The following is a 19752-nucleotide window of genomic DNA, read 5'->3' as shown; positions in this document are numbered from 1 at the left end:
CAGCCGCCGATAATCGACGAAGCCCACGCCCCAATACCGCCGATGGAGATGATCTCACCGGTAACGGCCATCGACAGGCCATGCTCTTTGACCAGAAAGCTGGGTAGCCAGGCCATCAGGCTGTAGGCGGGAAGATTGACGCAGACGTTGGCGATAATCAGCTGCCAGATTAGCGGATGACGAAACATCAGCCGCCAGCTACCCCGCGACGGCGCGGCCACCTCCTGTTGCTGCTGTCCGTGTTTTGGCAGTAGCACCAGCATCAGCAGCGCCACCAGCAGAAAGAGTGCGGCAAACACCATATACATCTGCTGCCAGTGCATCACCCGCAGCGCCCAGATTGCCAGCAGCGGCCCGATCACCATCGCCATTCCTGAGGAGGAGAGCAGTAGCGACTGTACAAAGGTTCGATGCTGCAGATCGAAGGTCATGGTCACCGTTTTCGCGCTGGCGCTGGGATAACCGGAGTGACCGATGCCGGCCAGCATGCGAAACAGGATCAGCCAGCCAAGGCCCAGCCCCCACCAGCCAAACAGCAGGGCACATACGCCCACCAGCGCCAGCGACATCACCAGCATCGCCCGGTAGCCCAGCCGGTCGTTTAACCAGCCGGCGGGGATCTGAAACAGGGTGTAGGAGAAAAAAAATAAGCCCGGGATCAGGCCGACCTGCTGCGGGGTGAAGTTAAACTCTGCGCGTATCGGCAGAAGCGCAAAGCCCATCACGGTTTTATCGATATAAATCAGGGTATAGCCGGCAAATAACATCAGGATCATTCCCAGGCGTGCGCGTCTATCCATTGCTGTTTCTCCTAATTAACTGAAAAGGAATCAATCAATTACGTCCGTCAGTCTCTGTCCCGCGCTGTGAGCAACATCACAACGAAACAAGCACAATGATTTAACATGTCCACAACACCAGCAGGGATTTACATCAGTCAGGTAAGATGAAATTTTCGTTGCCCTGATACGTTTCTGGCATCAGTGAAGGAGAACGGGATGCGCTATCTACCTAAAATGCAGCAGCTGCGGGTGTTTGAAGAAGTCGTGCGTCAGGGCAGTATCCGCTCGGCGGCCCGCACGCTGGCACAGTCACAGCCGGCCATCAGCCGGGCGCTGAAGGAACTGGAAAATACGCTGCAAACGGCGCTGTTTCTGCGCGGCCCTGGCGGGATCACGCTGACGCCCAGCGGCCAGCTGTTCGCGGTACGCAACCGCTTTATCCTGCAGGAGCTGCAGCGGGCGGGGGATGAAATCTACTCCGCCCAGCATCCTCAGCAGGGGAAGGTGGCGGTGGGAGTTTGCAGCCTGGTGGGCTCAACGATGCTGGCGGAGGTGGTCGAAAAATTCCGCCTGCGCCACCCGCAGGCCCGGCTAACCGTCAAAGAGGGCCTGATGCGCAGCCTGCTGCCGCTGCTGAACAGCGGCGAGATCGACTTTGCCGCCGGGCCGGTTCCCGCTGACCTTAAGCAGGAGCGGCTGGTGATCACCCCGCTCTTTCAGGTGCCGCTGTGCGTGGTCGCCAGCAAAAATCATCCGGCGCGGCGGGTGCGGGCGTTAACCCAGCTGAGCGAGCAAAAATGGCTGCTGGCAGAAGATGAGAGCGCCACGCTGTCATCGTTAAATGATGAGCTGAAACGCTTTTTTCAGGCGCTGCCGCAGCCTGCATTACGCACCAGTTCGTTACTGTCCGCCATCGAACTGGTCGAGCGTGCGGGATACCTGATGCTGTTACCGGAACCGGTGGTGAGCCGCTGGTCGCACAGCCTGGTGCAGCTGCCGATCGGCACGCTACCCGCGCTGCGGTATGGCGCGGTCTGCTCCAGCCACTCGCCGCTGACCGCCAGCGCGCAGCAGCTGTTGAAAATACTTGAGAAAGCCAGCGGGCGTGACGCGTGGCGCTGTTCTACCGGCAAAAACAGCACGCCCTCCCTTTTCCCGCTATGCTGAAGCGATACAACACAAGACAGTTATGTAAAGCTGTGCTACAAACAAAGCTGTAATATTTACTGTCACCATCATGCACGGTAAAAACGGGCCCCCTACGCGAGCCTTGCTCTGAACAGAGACCCGTATCATTTTCCCTCAGGGAAACGCTTGACTATTTCAACGCCTGGCAGGGAGAGCAGCCCCTGTTTTTGGGCTCGATGACAAAACAGAGGATAACAGCGAATGGTTCTCGGCAAACCGCAAACAGACCCGACTCTCGAATGGTTCCTGTCACATTGCCATATTCACAAATATCCATCCAAAAGCACGCTGATCCATCAGGGTGAAAAGGCAGAAACCCTCTACTACATCGTCAAAGGCGCGGTAGCGGTGCTGATCAAGGATGAAGAAGGCAAAGAGATGATCCTCTCCTACCTGAACCAGGGCGACTTTATTGGCGAACTGGGCCTGTTTGAAGAGGGGCAGGAGCGCAGCGCCTGGGTGCGCGCGAAAGCGGCCTGCGAAGTGGCTGAAATTTCCTACAAAAAATTCCGTCAGCTGATTCAGGTAAACCCGGATATTCTGATGCGTCTCTCCTCGCAGATGGCGCGTCGTCTGCAGGTGACGTCTGAAAAGGTCGGCAACCTCGCCTTCCTCGACGTGACCGGCCGTATTGCCCAGACCCTGCTCAATCTGGCCAAACAGCCCGATGCCATGACCCACCCGGATGGCATGCAGATCAAAATCACCCGTCAGGAGATCGGCCAGATCGTCGGCTGTTCCCGTGAAACCGTGGGCCGTATCCTGAAAATGCTGGAAGATCAGAATCTGATCTCTGCACACGGCAAAACCATTGTCGTTTACGGCACCCGTTAACCGATCTTAATCCTGCGGCGCGACAGGCTTCTGTCGCGCCTTTTTTATGGGTACGGTGCATGTGGCGTAGACTCATCTATCACCCTGAGGTCAACTACGCCCTGCGGCAAACGCTGGTGCTCTGTTTGCCGGTGGCGATTGGCTGGCTGTTCGGAGCCCTGCAACAGGGTCTGCTGTTCTCTTTAGTCCCCGCCTGCTGCAACAACGCCGGCCTTGATACCCTGCATAAACGCTTCTTTAAACGCCTGATCGTCGGCGGCTCGCTGTTTGCCGGCTGCAGTTTTCTGATCCAGTACGCCGGGGCACAGGGCGTGCCGCTGCCGCTGATCCTGCTGCTGATGACGATGGTGCTTGGCGTGCTGGGTGAAATCAGCCCGCTGCACGGCCGCCTGCTGCCCGCGTCGCTGATCGCCGCCATCTTTACCTTAAGCCTGGCAGGCCGGGTGCCTGTCTGGCAGCCGCCGCTGCTGTTTATCTGCGGCACCCTGTGGTACGGACTGTTTAACGGCTTCTGGTTCTGGCTGTGGAAAGAGCAGCCGCTGCGGGAAACCCTGAGCCTGCTTTACCGTGAACTGGCGGGTTACTGCGAAGCCAAATATACCCTGCTGACCCGCCTGACCGACCCCGATACCGCGCTGCCGCCGCTGCTGATTCGTCAGCAGAAGGCGGTCGACCTGATTAATACCTGCTATCAGCAGATGCATATGCTCTCCGCCGGCCGCGATCAGCACTACCGGCGGCTGACGCGCGCCTTTCAGGTGGCGCTGGATCTGCAGGAGCATATCGCCGTCAGCCTGCATCAGCCGCAGGAGGTGCAAAAGCTGGTCGAACAGAGCCATGCAGAGGCAGTGATCCGCTGGAACGCCCGGATTATTGCCGCGCGGCTGCGCACGCTGGCGGATGATATCCTCTACCATCGTTTGTCGGCGCGCTTTGGCATGGAAAAACAGCTACAGGCGCTGGAGAAGATCGCCCGCCAGCATCCTGACAATCCGGTCGGCAACTTCTGTTATTACCACTTCAGCCGTATCGCCCGCCTGCTGCGCACCCAGCAGCCGCTCTACCGCCGCGACCTGATGGCCGACCGCCAGCGCCGCCTGCCGCTGATCCCGGCGCTGAAAAGCTACCTGTCGCTGAAGTCCACCGCGCTGCGCACCGCCGCCCGTTATGCGGTGATGCTGACCTTTGCCAGTACGCTGGCGCTGTTCTTTAACCTGCCCAAACCTTACTGGGTGCTGATGACGGTGATGTTCGTCAGCCTCAACGGTTACAGCGCTACCCGGGTACGCATTCAACACCGTGCGCTGGGCACACTGGCCGGGCTGGCGGTGGCGGCACTCACCCTGCGCCTGCACGCGCCGGAGTCGGTGGTGCTGCTGCTGATGCTGGCGATTACGCTGGTGAGCTACCTGATTATCCGCCCGTTCTACGGCTGGGCCACGGTCGGCTTTACGGTGACCACGGTATGGACGCTGCAACTGCTGTCGCTGAACGGTGCCGATTTTCTGCTGCCGCGGCTGATGGATACGCTGATGGGCTGCCTGATCGCCTTTGGCGGCATGATCTGGCTGTGGCCACAGTGGCAGAACGGCCTGCTGCGGCAGAACGCGCACGACGCGCTGGAGGCGGACCAGGAGGCTTTGCGGCTGTTACTGGGCGACGAGCAGGATGCCGGCAAGCTGGCGTATCAGCGCATGCGCGTCAACCAGGCGCACAATGCGCTGTTTAACTCGCTGAACCAGGCGATGCAGGAGCCGGGCTTTAACTCACGCTATCTCTCCGACATGAAGCTGTGGGTGACCCACAGCCAGTTTATCGTCGAACATATCAACGCCATTACCATCCTGGCGCGCGAACATACCATGCTGACCCGATCGCTTGCGGAGCGCTATCTGCAGTCCTGTGAGATTGCCCTGCAGCGCTGCCAGCAGCGGCTGGAGTATGACGGACCGGGATCGGAGAGCAACGTGCTGGAAGCGCCTGAGGCGCTCCACGGCGGGCCAACCACCGTGGTCGAACGCCACGTTAAGCGCATCCTCAGCCACCTCAGCATAATGCACACTATCTCGTCGCTGACATGGAGCCAGCGCCCGCACCACGGCGGCTGGCTGCGCCGCCGTCTGGGCAAAAAAAACTGAGGGCGGGATCGCTCCCGCCCTCAGCATCACCGTTACCCACCGGCATCCGTCGCTGTCGTCGCTGCCGTTGGGGCCAGGCTAAGTGCCCGCCCGCCAGCACGCCACACGATCGTTCAGCCAGTCAGCCAGTCAGCCAGTCAGCCAGTCAGCCAGTCAGCCAGTCAGCCAGTCAGCCAGTCAGCCAGTCAGCGTGTAAAGTCGGTGAGGCTTACGCCAGCACCTTTTCCACCGCCGCCGCGAAGCGTGCCATACCTTCGGCAATGTCGGCAGGCTCAATCACCAGCGACGGAGCAAAGCGGATCACGTCAGTCCCTGCAACCAGCACCATTACCCCTTCCGCCGCCGAGGCGGTAAGGATGTCACGCGCTTTGCCGGCGTGCTGTGGCTTCAGCGCCGCGCCGATTAACAGGCCCTTGCCGCGGATCTCGCTGAACAGGTCCAGGCGGGCATCCAGCGCCTGCAGCGCCTCGACAAACAGCTGACGGCGCTCGGCCACGCCGTCCAGCACCTCAGGGGTATTGATGATATCCAGCGCCGCTTCGGCGACCGCACAGGCCAGCGGGTTGCCGCCGTAGGTCGTGCCGTGCACGCCCGGAGCCATCACCGAGGCGATCTCATTGGTGGTCAGCATCGCGCTGACCGGGAAGCCGCCGCCCAGCGCTTTCGCGGTGGTGATAATGTCCGGCTGCACGCCGTAGTGCTCATAAGCGAACAGCTTGCCGCTGCGGCCCATACCGCTCTGCACCTCGTCCAGCACCAGCAGCGCGTTGTGCTGGTCACAGAGCTGGCGCAGGCCCTGCATAAATTCCGGCGTAGCCGGCGTGACCCCGCCCTCGCCCTGAATCGGCTCGACCACAATGGCGCAGGTGTGATCGTCGATCACCGCCTTCACCGCGGCCAGATCGTTAAACGGCACGTGAATAATGTCGGCCGGTTTCGGGCCAAAGCCGTCGGAATACTTCGGCTGACCGCCAACCGACACGGTAAACAGCGTGCGGCCGTGGAAGGCGTTGTGGAAGGCAATAATCTTGCTTTTAAACGGACTGTGACGCTGGCTGACGTAGTAGCGCGCCAGCTTAAAGGCGGCTTCGTTTGCTTCCGCACCGGAGTTAGCAAAAAATACGCGGTCGGCGAAGGTGGCGGCAATCAGCTTTGAAGCCAGGCGCAGCGCAGGTTCGTTGGTAAATACGTTGCTGGTGTGCCACAGGGTATCGCCCTGGGTTTTCAGCGCCTCAACCAGCGCCGGATGGCAGTGCCCCAGCGCCGTTACCGCGATCCCACCGGAAAAATCCACGTACTCTTTTCCCTGCTGATCCCAGACGCGGCTGCCTTTTCCTTTCACCGGCACAAACTGTGCAGGTGCATAAACAGGCAAAATCACCTCATCAAAGGTCGCCCGCGTAACCGCCATTTTTTCAGCCGCCATTCCCTACCTCACCCGTTGAACGTTAAATTAACATGAAAATATAGTCATAAAATATGCATAAAAAATCACACAAAGGCAACCGTTAATCAGGTTCTGAGAAAATTTTCCAGCAGCTGATGGCCCTGCTCGCTGAGAATGCTTTCCGGGTGAAACTGCACCCCCTGCAGCGGCAGCGTGCGGTGGCGAAAACCCATGATCTCATCGGGCTGACCGTCGCGCAGCGTCCAGGCCGTCAGTTCAAACTCAGCGGGCAGCGTACCGTTTTCCACGATCAGCGAATGGTAACGGGTAACGTTAAGCGGATGATTCAGCCCGGCAAACACGCCGCCGTCATTATGCTCGATGGCCGACGTCTTGCCGTGCATCACCTGGCGCGCGCGCACCACCCGTGCGCCAAACGCCTGGGCAATCGCCTGATGCCCGAGGCAGACGCCGAGGATCGGCAGCCGGCCGGCAAAGTGGCGGATCGCCTCCAGCGAAATACCGGCTTCGTTCGGGGTACAGGGGCCGGGGGAGATCACCAGCTGACGCGGTGCCAGCTGGCTGATTTCATCCAGAGTGATCGCATCGTTGCGGCGCACGCAGACCTCCGCGCCCAGCTCGCAGAAATACTGGTAAAGGTTCCAGGTAAAGGAGTCGTAGTTATCAATAAGCAGCAGCATGAAAAATCCTGATCGACGGGTTGCCGCTTATTCTACGGATTTTAGGCCGGGCTGCAGATCTGTTTCCACCGAGGCGGGCAGAACAGTGCGGCCGGTGCAGCAGGCGTGGCCTGCCACACGGGCCGCGCGGGGAGCGTTACGGCAGGACTTTGGCGGAGAGGATCACCACCGGCGTCACCGGTACATTCTGGTACGGGCCGACGTTCTGAGTCGGAACCTGCGCAATCTTGTCAGCAACGTCCATCCCTTTCACCACCTTGCCGAACACCGCGTAACCAAAATCGCGCTGGCCGTGGTCAAGGAAGGCGTTATCCGCCACGTTAATGAAGAACTGGCTGGTGGCGCTGTCCTTCTCTGCGGTGCGCGCCATGGAAATGGTGCCGCGCTTGTTCAGCAGGCCGTTATCCGCTTCGTTCTTGATCGGCGCGTTGGTCGGCTTCTGCTGCAGATCCGTGGTAAAGCCACCGCCCTGCAGCATAAAGCCCGGGATCACGCGGTGGAAAGTGGTGTTGTTATAAAAACCACTGTTCACATAATCGACAAAGTTTTTTGCTGAAATCGGGGCTTTCTGGTTGTTCAGCTCCAGCTCAATGTTGCCGGCTGAGGTGGTCAGCAGCACGTGCGCATCCCCTTTTGCGGCCAGCGCAGAAGCAGAGAGGGTAGAGAGCGCGAGAACGGCCGCCATGGCGGTCAAAGTACGTTTCAACATGAAAGATTCCTTACGGGGGGCGATAAGCCATAAAAGCACAGCTGATTGTAAAGAGGCACCCGGTGCCGCGCCAGTGTTTTACCTTTATTTACTCAGCCGGGCCGCCGGCGCAAACGTTATCGCATTGCACGAAACGGTGATCCTGATCACATTATGAATGAAATATGAAAATTAATGTTTCAGTAAAGATTTATGCAGATCACGAATATCGTTAAACTTCCCCGGCAACTCCCCGGGCGCCCTGCCCGTTGACTTCCTTCTAACAGGTTTCCACTATGACTAATCGCGATCGAATTGGGCTTACCTGGATCAGCTTTTTCTCCTACGCGTTGACGGGTGCTGTGGTCATCGTCACCGGCATGGTACTGGAGAATATTGCTGCCTGGTTCCATCTGCCGGTAGCGCAGATGAGCAACACCTTTACTTTCCTGAACGCCGGTATCCTGCTTGCCGTGTTCCTGAACGCCTGGCTGATGGAGATCGTGCCGCTGAAGCGCCAGCTGATGTTTGGCTTCGTGCTGATGATCCTGGCGATCGCCGGCCTGATGACCACCCACAGCCTCAGCGTGTTCTCTCTGTGCATGTTTGTGCTCGGCGTCGTCAGCGGTATCACCATGTCGATCGGTACCTTCCTGATCACCCACATGTACCAGGGCCGTCAGCGCGGGTCCCGCCTGCTGTTTACCGACTCGTTCTTCAGCATGGCCGGTACCATCTTCCCGATTATCGCCGCCGCCCTGCTGGCGCGTGCGCTGCCGTGGTACTGGGTATATGCCTGCATAGGAGTGATCTACGTGGCGATCTTTATTCTCGCGCTGTGCTTCGAATTCCCGGTACTGGGTAAAAAGAGCCACAGCGGACAACCGGTGGAAAAAGAAAAGTGGGGCATCGGCGTTGGCTTCCTGTCGATTGCGGCGCTGTGCTACATCCTTGGCCAGCTCGGCTTTATCGGCTGGGTGCCGCAGTATGCCACCAAAGAGATGGGCATGGATATCACCCAGGCCGGTACGCTGGTGGGCAACTTCTGGACCGCCTATATGGTCGGCATGTGGGCGTTCAGCGCCATTCTGCGCTTCTTCGATCCGCAGCGCATCCTCACCGTACTGGCGCTGGTGGCCACCGGGCTGATGTACTGGTTTATCTCCAGCAGCGATGCCTCGATGCTGAAGTGGATTATGATCTGCCTGGGCTTCTTCTCCAGCGCCATCTACACCACCATCATCACCCTCGGCTCGCTGCAGACTAAGGTCTCTTCGCCGAAGCTGGTGAACTTTATCCTGACCTGCGGCACCGTCGGTACCATGCTGACCTTCGTGGTCACCGGCCCGATCGTCGAGAAAGGCGGCGCACACGCGGCGCTGGCGACCGCCAACGGGCTGTATGCCGTGGTGTTCATCATGTGTCTGCTGCTCGGCTTCGTCAGCAAGCACAAGCAGCACGGGCATATGGGTTCCCACTAAAACAAAAAAGGCCGGAAGCGATTCCGGCCTTTTTTATGCGGCGCTGTTATCGCTCATCCAGACGCTGTCGATGCGGATTTCAAAATCGGTATACAGCGCACGCGGTTTTATTGAATTTCCCCGCTTTTCCAGATGTACAAAACCATAGCCGCTCAGCGTTTTCAGCGTGACGGATAAATTGCTCACCTGCCTGCCAGACAGCCGGGCCAGCGCGCTGATCGTTTGCGGCTGCTGCTCTGCCATCAGCCGTAACAGCGCGATATTTTCATTGCTGAGGATCTGCCCGATGGCGTTCACCGAAGCAAACCAGACTTTCGGTTCATCCGGCAGCGGCTGATATTTGCCTGAGGCAATCGCCAGCATCCGCTTTCTCAGAATCTGTTCAGGGATCACACCGATTAATGCTTTCATCATTTACCTCTATCCTCACTGACAACGCGATCTACTGCGGCAAAAAAATCATCTAAAAGCTGAGCGGCAGAGTGAAAGAAATAGGGATAACCCGGATCGATTGAGTTTCGGTGCAGATGGTCATACACCACCAGACGCGCAGGGAACCCCCCTTTTTTGGGAGGATCGATCGCATGTGCATTATCCATCCCGAAAACGCGATGGTTGTAGCGGTTATGCAGAGTCAGGTTGTAGCGGATACCATGCGGTCTGAACCGTGATTTCTCAACGCCATAGGCCTCGATTTTCCACCAGTAGCCGTTATCCAGCGTGAACTGGTAGCCATGCATATCAAGCAACGTTCGTAAGCCATAATCTTCCTGATCCATTCTGTCACCCCATATCCTTATGGGCGGATCATAACATCAGAATAAGGACATTCAATCTCCCGCGCCAGAAACAGCACAAAGAGGCTTTGCATACATAGCCAAAGGGCCGTAAGTCCGGATTATGGGTACAAGGGACGTTCAGAGGAGGTGGAGGTAGAAGTGGAAGGAAGTAGCGGGCCGCCTGACGGCCCGCGGGTAAGGATTACGGCTGGGCGACGAAGCCAATCGCTTCGTATACCTTCTTCAGCGTCTCCTGCGCGCGGGCGCGGGCTTTGGCCGCTCCGTCACGCATCACCTGCTCAAGGAAGGCTTCATCGTTGCGGTAACGATGGTAGCGCTCCTGCAGCTCGCTGAGCATCGCGGAAACGGCGTCCGCTACCGCGCCCTTCAGGTGGCCGTACATCTGGCCTTCAAACTGTTTTTCCAGCTCGGCTACCGGAGTGCCGGTCACGCCGGAGAGGATATCCAGCAGGTTAGAAACGCCCGGTTTCTCTTTCACGTCGTAACGCACCACCGGCGGCTCGTCGCCGTCGGTCATCGCACGTTTGATCTTCTTGACCACCGACTTCGGATCTTCCAGCAGGCCAATCACGTTGTTGCGGTTGTCGTCGGACTTGGACATCTTTTTGGTCGGCTCCAGCAGCGACATTACGCGCGCGCCGGATTTAGGAATAAACGGCTCCGGCACCTTAAAGATCTCGCCGTACAGCGCGTTGAAACGTGAAGCGATATCGCGACTCAGCTCGAGGTGCTGCTTCTGATCGTCGCCCACCGGCACCTGGTTGGTCTGGTACAGCAGGATATCCGCCGCCATCAGCACCGGATAGTCAAACAGCCCGGCGTTGATGTTCTCTTCGTAGCGTGCGGACTTATCCTTGAACTGGGTCATGCGGCTCAGCTCACCAAAATAGGTGTAGCAGTTCAGCACCCAGCCGAGCTGCGCGTGCTCGGGCACGTGGGACTGAACGAAGATGGTGCTTTTTGCCGGATCGATACCGCAGGCCAGGTAGAGCGCCAGCGTATCCAGCGAGGCTTTACGCAGCGCCACCGGATCCTGACGAACGGTGATCGCATGCATATCCACGATGCAGTAAACGCAGTGATAGTCGTCCTGCATCTGAACCCACTGACGCAGCGCACCCATATAGTTGCCGATGGTCAGTTCACCTGAAGGCTGTGCGCCGCTGAATACGATGGGTTTGCTCATGATAGTCATCCTGATAATGGCAGCCCGAGTGCGGGCAATAAATCGTTAAAGTGATCGAGCGTGAGGTCCGGCTGGCTGGTGGCGATCGGCTCACCGTGGTTGTAGCCGTAGGTCATACCGATGCAGGGACATCCCGCCGCCTGCGCCGCCAGAATATCATTGCGTGAGTCGCCGACAAACAGCAATTCCGCGGGCAGCAGGCCAAACTGACCCAGCACCATAAACAGCGGCGCCGGGTGCGGCTTTTTCACCGGCACATCATCACCGCCGATAATCAGCGAGAAGTAGCTGTCGATGCCGAGGGACGCCAGCAGCGGCGCGACAAACGGCGTGGGTTTGTTGGTGACCAGCGCCATCGGCAGGTTGTGTGCCGCCAGCACGGCCAGCGTCTCACGCACCTGCGGATAGAGCAGGCTACCGCTGTTGACGCTCTGTGCGTAGTGTTTATCCAGCAGCAGGCGCGCCTCGCGCAGGTATTCAGGCTGCGGTGCATGGCCCTGCGCCCAGGTCAGCGCACGTTCAATCAGCACGTCGGCGCCGTTACCAATCCAGGTGGCCACCCGTTCGAGGCCGGCCACCGGCAAATCCAGCTCGGTTAAAGCCGCGTCCACCGCGGCCGCCAGGCCCGGCGCGCTGTCGGTCAGCGTACCGTCAAGATCAAACGCCAGCGCGCGAGGTTTAGTGAAACGCGCCATGATGAGATTTCTCCAGTTCGGTACGCATTTCGTCGATCACTTTCTTGTAGTCAGGATGACCAAAAATGGCCGAACCGGCGACAAACATATCGGCACCCGCCGCTGCGATCTCAGCAATATTATCGACCTTCACGCCGCCATCCACTTCCAGGCGAATATCAAAGCCGCTCTGGTCGATCAGCTTGCGCACCTGACGCAACTTGTCGAGGGTGCCGGGGATAAACGACTGGCCGCCAAAGCCCGGGTTGACCGACATCAGCAGGATCACATCCAGCTTGTCCATCACATAGTCGAGAATGCTCAGCGGCGTCGCCGGGTTGAGCACCAGGCCCGCTTTACAGCCGTGCTCTTTAATCAGCTGCAGCGTACGGTCAACGTGTTCAGAGGCTTCAGGGTGGAAGGTGATATAGCTGGCGCCGGCTTTAGCGAAGTCCGGCACCAGACGGTCAACGGGTTTGACCATCAGGTGCACGTCGATCGGCGCGGTAATGCCATAATCGCGCAGCGCTTTCAGCACCATTGGCCCCATAGTGAGGTTGGGCACGTAGTGGTTATCCATTACGTCGAAATGCACCACGTCACCGCCAGCGGCAAGCGCCTTCGCCGTGTCTTCACCCAGGCGGGCAAAATCTGCGGCCAGAATCGATGGGGCAATTAAAAACTTTTTCATTCGTTTCTCCCAAATCACTTCATGGTTTTTTACCGACGCCGCTGTACAGCGCCAGAAGCTCACTCACCTTACTACGCGTGGTGCCGCTGCGGCTGATCGAGCGTCGCACCTTAATTTCGTGCAGTTTCGCCTGATGATACCACTCACGCGTCAGCGGCGTGTCATGGTTGGAGATCAGCACCGTAACGCTCTCACTCGCCAGCGTCATCGCCAGCTCGGCCAGATGCTGCTGCTCGCGCAGGCTGAAACTGTTGGTGTGGTAGGCCGTAAAATTGGCGGTGGCGGACAGCGGCGCGTACGGCGGATCGCAGTAGACCACCGTGCCCGGCAGCGCCTTGGTCAGCGTAGCATCGTAGGATTCACAGACAAAGATCGCCTTCTGCGCCCGTTCAGCAAAGCCGTAAAGCTCCTCTTCCGGGAAATAAGGCTTACGATAACGACCGAAAGGCACGTTGAACTCGCCGCTCAGGTTATAACGGCACAGGCCGTTGTAGCAGTGGCGATTCAGGTACAGGAACAGCAACGCACGCCGGTATGAATCACGGCTGAGGTTGAACTCCCGCCGCAGGGCATAGTACACCTCCGAATCATTCACTTCCGGGGTAAACAGTGCACGTGCGTCGCCGACAAACTCGTCGGTGCGGTCTTTAACGATGTTATAGAGGTTAATCAGGTCGCTGTTGATATCAGCCAGAAGATAGCGCGGATACTGCGTATTGAGAAAGACCGACCCGGCACCGACAAACGGCTCGATCAGACAGTCCCCTTCCGGCAGATGGCGACGGATGTCGTCCAGTAGGGGATACTTCCCTCCTGCCCACTTCAAAAAAGCGCGATTTTTTTTCATGCCGTCGTTAATTATTTTTACTCATCAGGCTGTGGTTACACCGACAGCATATCTGCGCTCAGAACTGTCCACGTGCCTGCGGCACGCTCACACACTTCAGTAATCGCCGGGTTGCCCCGGCGGAGAATTATTTTCCGGCTTCTTTTTTCACCTGGCTGACCGGCTTCACCCAGGGGTTCTGCGCCCGGACTTCAGCAGGTAATGTCGCGACAGCGCGTTTGGCATCGGCAGAGGTGGCATAAGAACCACTGACCAGCACGTACCACGGCTGACCGTTACGCGTGGTCTGATAGACATGGTAGCCGTTGAGATTCTGCTTTCTTGCCCAGGCGTTCAGCGTATCTGAACGGGATGCGCTGCTCAGCTGCAGGGTGAAATTCCCGCCAGGCGTTGAACCGCCTGCGGCCACCGGGCTTCTGCTGGCGGTGTTGCTGGCGGCACTGGTGCCGGTGCTGCGGCTGGCGGTGTTGCTGGCGGCACTGGTGCCGGTGCTGCGGCTGGCAGGAGCGCTGCTGGCGGCATGATTAACCGTACTGCGCGCCGTGGACTGGGGTTTGCTTTCAGCGTGAGCCGCTTTGCTGTTGGGCTTATGCGCCGCCGCAGGTTTGCTGCTCTGCTGCGCGCCAACGGACGAACCGGCCAAGGCACGGCTGCCCGCACCTGCGGCTACGGTAGCCGGAGCCACCGGCAGGGTGGAGTCGCCGATGCCGCTCTGGGCTGCCGCATCCACCTGCCCCTGCTGATTGCTCAGGGCGTTATTCAGATCGCCCGGCAGCTCGACCCGCTGCTGATTTTGCGGTGTTGGCAGTGCCTGCGCTTCGGTTGGGCTGGACGCAATCTGCGGCGCGCTCAGCTCCTGTGGCGAGCTGCCCTGGCCGCTGGTCAGCGGGCCTTCAGCCGCTGCCGGAGAGGGGGATGAACCACTCATCGACGAGGAGCCAGAAAGGTCGATATTTTTCTCTGCGCTGCCGCTGGCCGGTGTGTTGCCGCCACTCTGTGCCGTGCTGTTGTCCGGCGACTTCAGCGCCGATCCAATCCCCACCACCAGCAGGATCAGCACCAGGATACCGATCGCCATCATCATATGCTGACGTGATACCGGTACCTTTGGCGCAGCGGAAGGCGTTTTACGGGGCCGCGTAGGTCGGCGATCGCTGGTGTCAGGTTTTAACTCGTCTTCCGGTTTAAACTCGTCCATTTAATCTCCTCCCATAGAGCAGCAAAGCCGTTCAAACCCTGTGAACGGCCGTAACATCTGAAGATGAACCCGCGGCAGAGCGCGGGTGGATATCACGGCTTCAGACAATCCTGAACAGAAGCCAGCACCATATCATGTGGCACATCACTACGCACTTCGGCCTGGCCTACCTTTAACGGCAGGACCAGACGCAGTTTACCGCCGATCACTTTTTTATCACGCATCATCAGTGGTAAATAGTCGGCGGGAGCCATGCTTTCCGGGCCATGTACCGGTAATCCGGCACGCTGCAGCAGCGCAATAACCCTTGCCACGTCTTCGGCAGTGAACTGACCCAGGCGCTGTGCGTTACGCGCGGCCATCACCATACCGGCCGCCACAGCCTCACCGTGCAGCCAGTTGCCGTAACCCATAAAGGTTTCGATCGCATGACCGTAAGTATGGCCCAGATTAAGCAGCGCGCGTTGCCCACGCTCATGCTCATCGGCCGCCACCACTTCCGCTTTCAGTTCGCAGCAGCGGCGGATGCAGTAAGCCATTGCGCCAGCATCCAGCGCCAGCAGATCGTCGATATGCTGTTCCAGCCAGCTGAAAAACTCGCCGTCGAGGATGATGCCGTACTTAATCACTTCCGCCAGGCCAGAGGCCAGCTCGCGCTTCGGCAGCGTTTTCAGGCAGTCGAGATCGATAATAACCGAGGCCGGTTGATAAAACGCCCCGATCATGTTTTTACCCAGCGCATGGTTCACGCCGGTTTTACCGCCAACGGAGGAATCCACCTGTGATAACAGCGTGGTGGGGACCTGAATAAAGCGCACGCAGCGCTGATAGCTGGCGGCAGCAAAACCGGTTAAATCACCGATCACTCCACCACCCAGCGCGACCAGCGTAGTATCACGGCCGTGGGGTTTAGACAGCAGCGCGGTAAACACCTGGTCCATCACGGCCAGCGTCTTATGCTGTTCACCGTCGGGCAGGATCACGCTGTCGACCAGCACGCCGGCACCTTCAAGGCGTGCGCGCACGACGTCCAGATAGAGAGGAGCCAGGGTCTGGTTGGTCACCAGCATAACCTGATCGCCTGCCTTCAGTGGCCAGAATGAAGCCGGGTCGTTAAACAATCCGGCGGCGATAGTAATGGGGTAACTGCGCTCCCCCAGCGTTACTGTAATCCTCTCCATGACGCCATATCACCTTTTGTGCGCTGCCCATGACAGGGCATCAGAGCGTTATCAGCTCTTCTCCAGCATATTGATAATCTGATTAGCGACCACTTTCGCACTCTGATCGTCGGTGCGGATGGTAACGTCAGCAATCTCTTCATACAGCGGGTTGCGTTCGTCAGCTAAGGCTTCCAGCACTTCACGTGGCGGAGAGGCCACCTGCAGCAACGGACGCTTTTTATCGCGCTGAGTACGTGCCAGCTGCTTTTCGATGGTCGTTTCAAGATAGACCACCACGCCACGAGCGGAAAGACGGTTGCGCGTTTCGCGAGACTTGACGGAACCGCCACCTGTCGCCAGCACAATGCCCTGTTTTTCAGTGAGTTCGTTAATGATTTTTTCTTCGCGGTCGCGGAAGCCGTCTTCGCCTTCAACGTCGAAAACCCAGCCCACATCCGCTCCGGTACGTCGCTCAATTTCTTGATCGGAATCGAAAAATTCCATATTGAGTTGCTGAGCTAATTGACGCCCAATAGTGCTTTTGCCGGCACCCATAGGCCCAACCAGAAAGATATTGCGTTTCTCTGCCATTTTTTCGATATAACTAAGACAATTCGTTGATGATACCCCACCCTAAACCAGGCAGGACATGAACTGAAACCTCATGAGCGATAGTGCGAGAGTCAGACTAAAAATTATCTCAACACTGAAGGTGTTTTGGCAACCGATTAAATTTACCTTGCCCATTGCACACAGAACTGTCGCGCGTTTCAGTCCGCTTCATTTATCAGCCGGATGTGGTTGCAGCGGCTACGCCGGTTGCGCACGATAAAAAACGGTTAAAATGCATACGCTAATGGGCCGCTGGCCCGTAATTCAAAATCGCTAAACCTTGTAAGCTAATTCCGCCCTTGCGTCAAACGTAACCGTTACCAATTCCGGAAAAAACATGCTGGTGCTTCAGTTTGGTTCAAAATTCGCATTAATCGCTGCGGATCAGCCTTGGTGTGATGAAGATCACCAATTCTCGCCTTTTCTGCTCACGAACACCGTGCCGGAACAGGGCGCCCAGCAGTGGAATATCCCCGAGCAACGGTACCGCTCTCCGGCCGGCAGCGCTCTCCTGCTGGAAAATACCGCCCAGCGCCAGCGTCTGGCCATCCTTCAGCGTCACCTGGGTGGTGATCTCCTGTTTATCGATGGTCAGCACCTCGCTGTCACCGCTGCGCATCGTGCGCCCGGGCACGTTCTGCGTGATGTGCAGCTTCAGCAAAATACGTCCGTTGGCCTGCACCGCCGGGGTCACCTCCATGCCCAGCACCGCCTCTTTAAACTCCATGGTGGTCGAGCCACTGTTACCGGTCGCCACTTCATACGGGATCTCAGTGCCCTGCTTGATGCTGGCTGTCTGCTGGTGCGAAGTAAACAGGCGCGGGCTGGCGATGATATCCGCCTGATGCTCACGCTCCAGCGCGCTGAGCTCCAGCTCCAGCAGGCGGCCGTTCAGCCGTGCGAGGGTAAAACCGGCCGCCGCCGCGGGCCGCGCCACACCGAGGTCAACGCGCAGCTGGCTGGCACGCAGGGCGTCAGCGACCGGCGGCTCGCCGCCCAGCCCCCAGTTAACGCCAAGCTCACGCAGGCTCTCTTCACTCAGGGTAACAATCTGCGCGGCCAGCTCGATCTGCTGTAGCGGCACGTCAAGCGAGCGCAACCAGCGGCCGGTCTGCTCTAACGCCTGCGCCGTGTCGCGCAGCAGCAGCGTGTTGGTACGGGTATCCAGCGTTACCGACCCGCGTGGCGTCATCAACTGCGCACGTTCACTCTGCAGGCTGGCATTGACCACGCTGGCATCGGCATGCTGCAGCGTCAGGCTCAGCGTCTGCAGCGGCATACGGCGCTCGCGATCTTCCCGTTGCTGCTCGGCCTCACGCTGCTTCTCCTGCTGCCGGCCGGGGGGATAGATCAGCATCACGTTGCCCTGCTGTTCCAGGCTAAGCCGCCCCAGCTTCAGTACCAGTTGCAACGCCTGACGCCAGGGCACCCCCTCCAGGCGCAGGCTGATGCGCCCCTCCACGCCGGGTGCCAGCATCAGGTTAAGCTGCTGGTAGTCGGCCAGCGCCTGCAGCACCTGGCCCACCGGCGCATCATCAAAGTTAAGCGACAGCGGCACGCGCCCGGCCTGCGGCCTGCGTTCATCGGGCAGCGTTCGTTTAGCCAAAGAACTGCGTTCAGCGGGCAGCGTCCGCTCAGCCAAAGAACTGCGTTCAACTGGCAGCGTCCGTTTAGCCAAGGAGCTGCGTTCAGCTGGCAGCGTCCGTTTAGCCAAAGAGCTGCGTTCAGCTGGCAGCGTCCGCTCAGCTACCGGAGGGCGGTCAGCCAGCAGCACAGGCTTAGCCAACGGCGTACGTTCAGGTTCAGCCAGCGCCGGACCGCTGAGCGCCAGCGCCAGCAGCAGCAGTGGGATTGGTAGTCTGTCCACGGTTTCTCTCCTTGAGTGCCAGCCTCAGCGGCGGCGGGCAGCCGTTATCTGCGCCCAGCGTGATGCTGAACCGGGCAATCTCCACCACCTGCCAGCGGGTCCCCGGCAGAGTTTCACCGGCCCGCAGCCGCAGCCGGGTCGCCGGCGGGGCCACCAGCCAGGCATGAAACTCGCCCGGCTGGCCAATCACCCCCTGCAGTTGCCAGCCCAGCCGTTCGGCGGCCTGCAGCTCACAGCGGGCCAGCGCCGGCGGGGCAAAAGGGTCACGCAGAGTCCCCCCCTCCCCGGCCAGTAACGGCCCCGGCAGCAGCAGGGAAAGTATGAAGGTCGCTCCACACACCTTATGCAGTGGGCAGCGTGGTATAGCCGCACAAAGCCTGTTAAGCAGCCGACAGCGCGATATGGCTGCACAAAGCCCATCAGGCAGCCGACAGATCGTGGTAGCCGCTCTGAGCGGCACCCTCAGCCAGCGGTAACGCGTGCTCATCGCGCGCCCCCGGCATCCTGTTCCGTCACCAGCGTCAGCAGCAGACGCAGCGCCTCGGCGTTACCGTGCAGCGAAAGCCGTACGATCGACACCGGCGGCCGCAGCGTGGTCAGATAATCCAGCAGCCGGATAAACTGCGGCCACTGCAGCGTCAGCGCCAGCTCCCCGCCCTGTGGGCCGGGCTGCCAGTGCTGCAGCCGCGCGCCGCTTTCACTCAGCAGTGCGGGCAGGGAGAAGTCGCGCCGTGACTCACCAGCCGCCTGCAGTTGCTCTAGCCTGGCGCGAAGCGTGCTCAGCGCCGGTATTTTTTGCAGCTGTTGCAACTGCAAACGATAACGCAGCAGCGCCTGACGCTGCTGGTGTGCCAGCTGGTCAGCCTGCTGCAGCACCGGGCTGGCTCCCCACAGCCACCCCAGCGCCGCCAGCACAGCCACCAGCGCCAGCACGCTGGCGGTTTTCAGCCACCACGCGGCCTGCAGCCACCTGAGCAGATAACGTTGAGTCATGCGTGTTCCCCCTGTCGCCTGCAAACCGGCAAAAAATACGTCACTGTCGCTCGTTCTGTCGTCAGCCGGACAGATAAGCCCGGATCATGAAGGTTCTCCTGCAGCCCGCCCAGCCGGCAGTCCTGAATCACGGGGACGCCGGTTGACGCAAATGAACCTGCAGGCTGAAATGCACCTCGTCCTCTGCGTTACGCACCACGCTGCCGGACGTGACCTGCTGCACCCAGCTCAGCTGCCCGAGACGGTCACGGAACCTGTGCACGCCCGCAACGCCACGGCTGGCACCTTGCAGCTGCACGCCAGCGGTGCCTGTTTTCAGCTCGCTCAGCCACACCCCGGCAGGAATGACCTGCGCTATCCGTTCTGCAACATCCCGCCACAGCAGAAGCCGTTGCAGCCGCTGCTGCTGCTGCAGGCGCTGCAGTTGCAGAGCGTTCAGCGGCTGCAAAACGGCCTGCGTGCGCGCCTGCAGTGCGGCGGCCAGCCGCTGCGCCTCGACGCAGGTTGCCAACAGCGCCTTCT

Annotated in this window: 21 protein-coding genes; 4 read left to right on the top strand and 17 right to left on the bottom strand. The window is 59.3% G+C overall.

Features of this window, described 5'->3' with window-relative positions; translation table 11 throughout:
• A partial coding sequence (locus NV64_RS11050; protein ID WP_146005474.1) for an MFS transporter occupies window positions 1-800 on the bottom strand: 800 nt, incomplete at its 3' end.
• Between the two features lie 198 nt (window positions 801-998).
• On the opposite strand from NV64_RS11050, the gene NV64_RS11045 reads away from it, so the two are divergent.
• From NV64_RS11045 to NV64_RS11035, 3 genes are all read left to right on the top strand, one after another.
• On the top strand, window positions 999-1949 hold the full coding sequence (locus tag NV64_RS11045; RefSeq protein ID WP_101505927.1) for a LysR substrate-binding domain-containing protein: 951 nt from the start codon (window positions 999-1001) through the stop codon (window positions 1947-1949).
• Window positions 1950-2171: 222 nt separating this feature from the next.
• Complete coding sequence (gene crp, locus NV64_RS11040; RefSeq protein ID WP_024966547.1) at window positions 2172-2804, top strand: cAMP-activated global transcriptional regulator CRP; 633 nt, start codon at window positions 2172-2174, stop codon at window positions 2802-2804.
• 59 nt (window positions 2805-2863) lie between these two features.
• Window positions 2864-4942, top strand: coding sequence for a YccS/YhfK family putative transporter (locus NV64_RS11035; RefSeq protein ID WP_101505926.1), 2079 nt, complete (start codon window positions 2864-2866; stop codon window positions 4940-4942).
• A gap of 208 nt (window positions 4943-5150) precedes the next feature.
• Here the strand turns inward: NV64_RS11035 and NV64_RS11030 are convergent, their stop codons facing one another.
• The 3 genes from NV64_RS11030 to ppiA form a co-directional block, all read right to left on the bottom strand.
• Entirely contained in the window at window positions 5151-6368 is a 1218-nt protein-coding gene (locus NV64_RS11030) for an aspartate aminotransferase family protein (RefSeq protein ID WP_101505925.1), read from the bottom strand.
• 86 nt (window positions 6369-6454) lie between these two features.
• The gene (locus tag NV64_RS11025) at window positions 6455-7030 is read right to left on the bottom strand and encodes an aminodeoxychorismate synthase component II (protein WP_056232514.1); all 576 of its coding nucleotides are present in this window, start codon (window positions 7028-7030) and stop codon (window positions 6455-6457) included.
• Window positions 7031-7166: 136 nt separating this feature from the next.
• Window positions 7167-7739: a peptidylprolyl isomerase A gene (gene ppiA, locus NV64_RS11020; RefSeq protein WP_101505924.1), complete on the bottom strand. Its 573-nt coding sequence runs from the start codon at window positions 7737-7739 to the stop codon at window positions 7167-7169.
• A 275-nt stretch (window positions 7740-8014) separates the two neighbouring features.
• On the opposite strand from ppiA, the gene tsgA reads away from it, so the two are divergent.
• Window positions 8015-9199 (top strand): MFS transporter TsgA, encoded by a 1185-nt coding sequence (gene tsgA / locus NV64_RS11015; protein WP_056232518.1) that lies wholly within the window; start codon window positions 8015-8017, stop codon window positions 9197-9199.
• A gap of 33 nt (window positions 9200-9232) precedes the next feature.
• Here tsgA and NV64_RS11010 read toward each other — a convergent pair whose 3' ends face one another.
• The 13 genes from NV64_RS11010 to NV64_RS10950 form a co-directional block, all read right to left on the bottom strand.
• On the bottom strand, window positions 9233-9613 hold the full coding sequence (locus NV64_RS11010) for a transcriptional regulator (protein ID WP_199177651.1): 381 nt from the start codon (window positions 9611-9613) through the stop codon (window positions 9233-9235).
• Window positions 9610-9978, bottom strand: a complete 369-nt coding sequence (locus tag NV64_RS11005) for a DUF6516 family protein (protein ID WP_101505923.1) — start codon at window positions 9976-9978, stop codon at window positions 9610-9612. The genes NV64_RS11010 and NV64_RS11005 overlap by 4 nt, the downstream gene beginning before the upstream one ends.
• Window positions 9979-10180: 202 nt before the next feature.
• Window positions 10181-11185 (bottom strand): tryptophan--tRNA ligase, encoded by a 1005-nt coding sequence (gene trpS, locus NV64_RS11000; protein WP_056232522.1) that lies wholly within the window; start codon window positions 11183-11185, stop codon window positions 10181-10183.
• 5 nt (window positions 11186-11190) lie between these two features.
• Window positions 11191-11880 carry a phosphoglycolate phosphatase gene (locus NV64_RS10995; protein ID WP_101505922.1) on the bottom strand — a complete coding sequence of 230 codons (690 nt, stop codon included), beginning with the start codon at window positions 11878-11880 and terminating at the stop codon, window positions 11191-11193.
• Window positions 11864-12550, bottom strand: a complete 687-nt coding sequence (gene rpe / locus NV64_RS10990) for a ribulose-phosphate 3-epimerase (RefSeq protein WP_056232525.1) — start codon at window positions 12548-12550, stop codon at window positions 11864-11866. The genes NV64_RS10995 and rpe overlap by 17 nt, the downstream gene beginning before the upstream one ends.
• Before the next feature lie 19 nt (window positions 12551-12569).
• Window positions 12570-13397: an adenine-specific DNA-methyltransferase gene (dam, locus tag NV64_RS10985; protein ID WP_056232527.1), complete on the bottom strand. Its 828-nt coding sequence runs from the start codon at window positions 13395-13397 to the stop codon at window positions 12570-12572.
• A gap of 127 nt (window positions 13398-13524) precedes the next feature.
• Complete coding sequence (damX, locus tag NV64_RS10980) at window positions 13525-14595, bottom strand: cell division protein DamX (protein ID WP_101505921.1); 1071 nt, start codon at window positions 14593-14595, stop codon at window positions 13525-13527.
• A gap of 92 nt (window positions 14596-14687) precedes the next feature.
• Window positions 14688-15776 carry a 3-dehydroquinate synthase gene (gene aroB, locus NV64_RS10975; RefSeq protein WP_101505920.1) on the bottom strand — a complete coding sequence of 363 codons (1089 nt, stop codon included), beginning with the start codon at window positions 15774-15776 and terminating at the stop codon, window positions 14688-14690.
• A 51-nt stretch (window positions 15777-15827) separates the two neighbouring features.
• A complete protein-coding gene (gene aroK / locus NV64_RS10970; RefSeq protein WP_056232534.1) occupies window positions 15828-16349 on the bottom strand; it encodes a shikimate kinase AroK in 522 nt (173 codons plus the stop codon).
• Between the two features lie 391 nt (window positions 16350-16740).
• Window positions 16741-17976 (bottom strand): DNA uptake porin HofQ, encoded by a 1236-nt coding sequence (gene hofQ, locus NV64_RS10965; RefSeq protein WP_199177652.1) that lies wholly within the window; start codon window positions 17974-17976, stop codon window positions 16741-16743.
• 196 nt (window positions 17977-18172) lie between these two features.
• Window positions 18173-18577 (bottom strand): HofP DNA utilization family protein, encoded by a 405-nt coding sequence (locus NV64_RS10960; protein ID WP_158239891.1) that lies wholly within the window; start codon window positions 18575-18577, stop codon window positions 18173-18175.
• Window positions 18578-18720: 143 nt separating this feature from the next.
• Window positions 18721-19230 carry a hypothetical protein gene (locus NV64_RS10955; RefSeq protein ID WP_056232538.1) on the bottom strand — a complete coding sequence of 170 codons (510 nt, stop codon included), beginning with the start codon at window positions 19228-19230 and terminating at the stop codon, window positions 18721-18723.
• Between the two features lie 127 nt (window positions 19231-19357).
• The coding region (locus tag NV64_RS10950) for a PilN domain-containing protein (protein ID WP_199177650.1) at window positions 19358-19752 on the bottom strand (395 nt) is incomplete at its 5' end.

The sequence above is a fragment of the Erwinia sp. B116 genome (assembly GCF_002865965.1).
Classification (GTDB): Bacteria; Pseudomonadota; Gammaproteobacteria; order Enterobacterales; family Enterobacteriaceae; genus Erwinia.
Note: the sequence above shows the minus strand (reverse complement) of the source record. Positions and strands in the feature narration are given on the sequence as shown.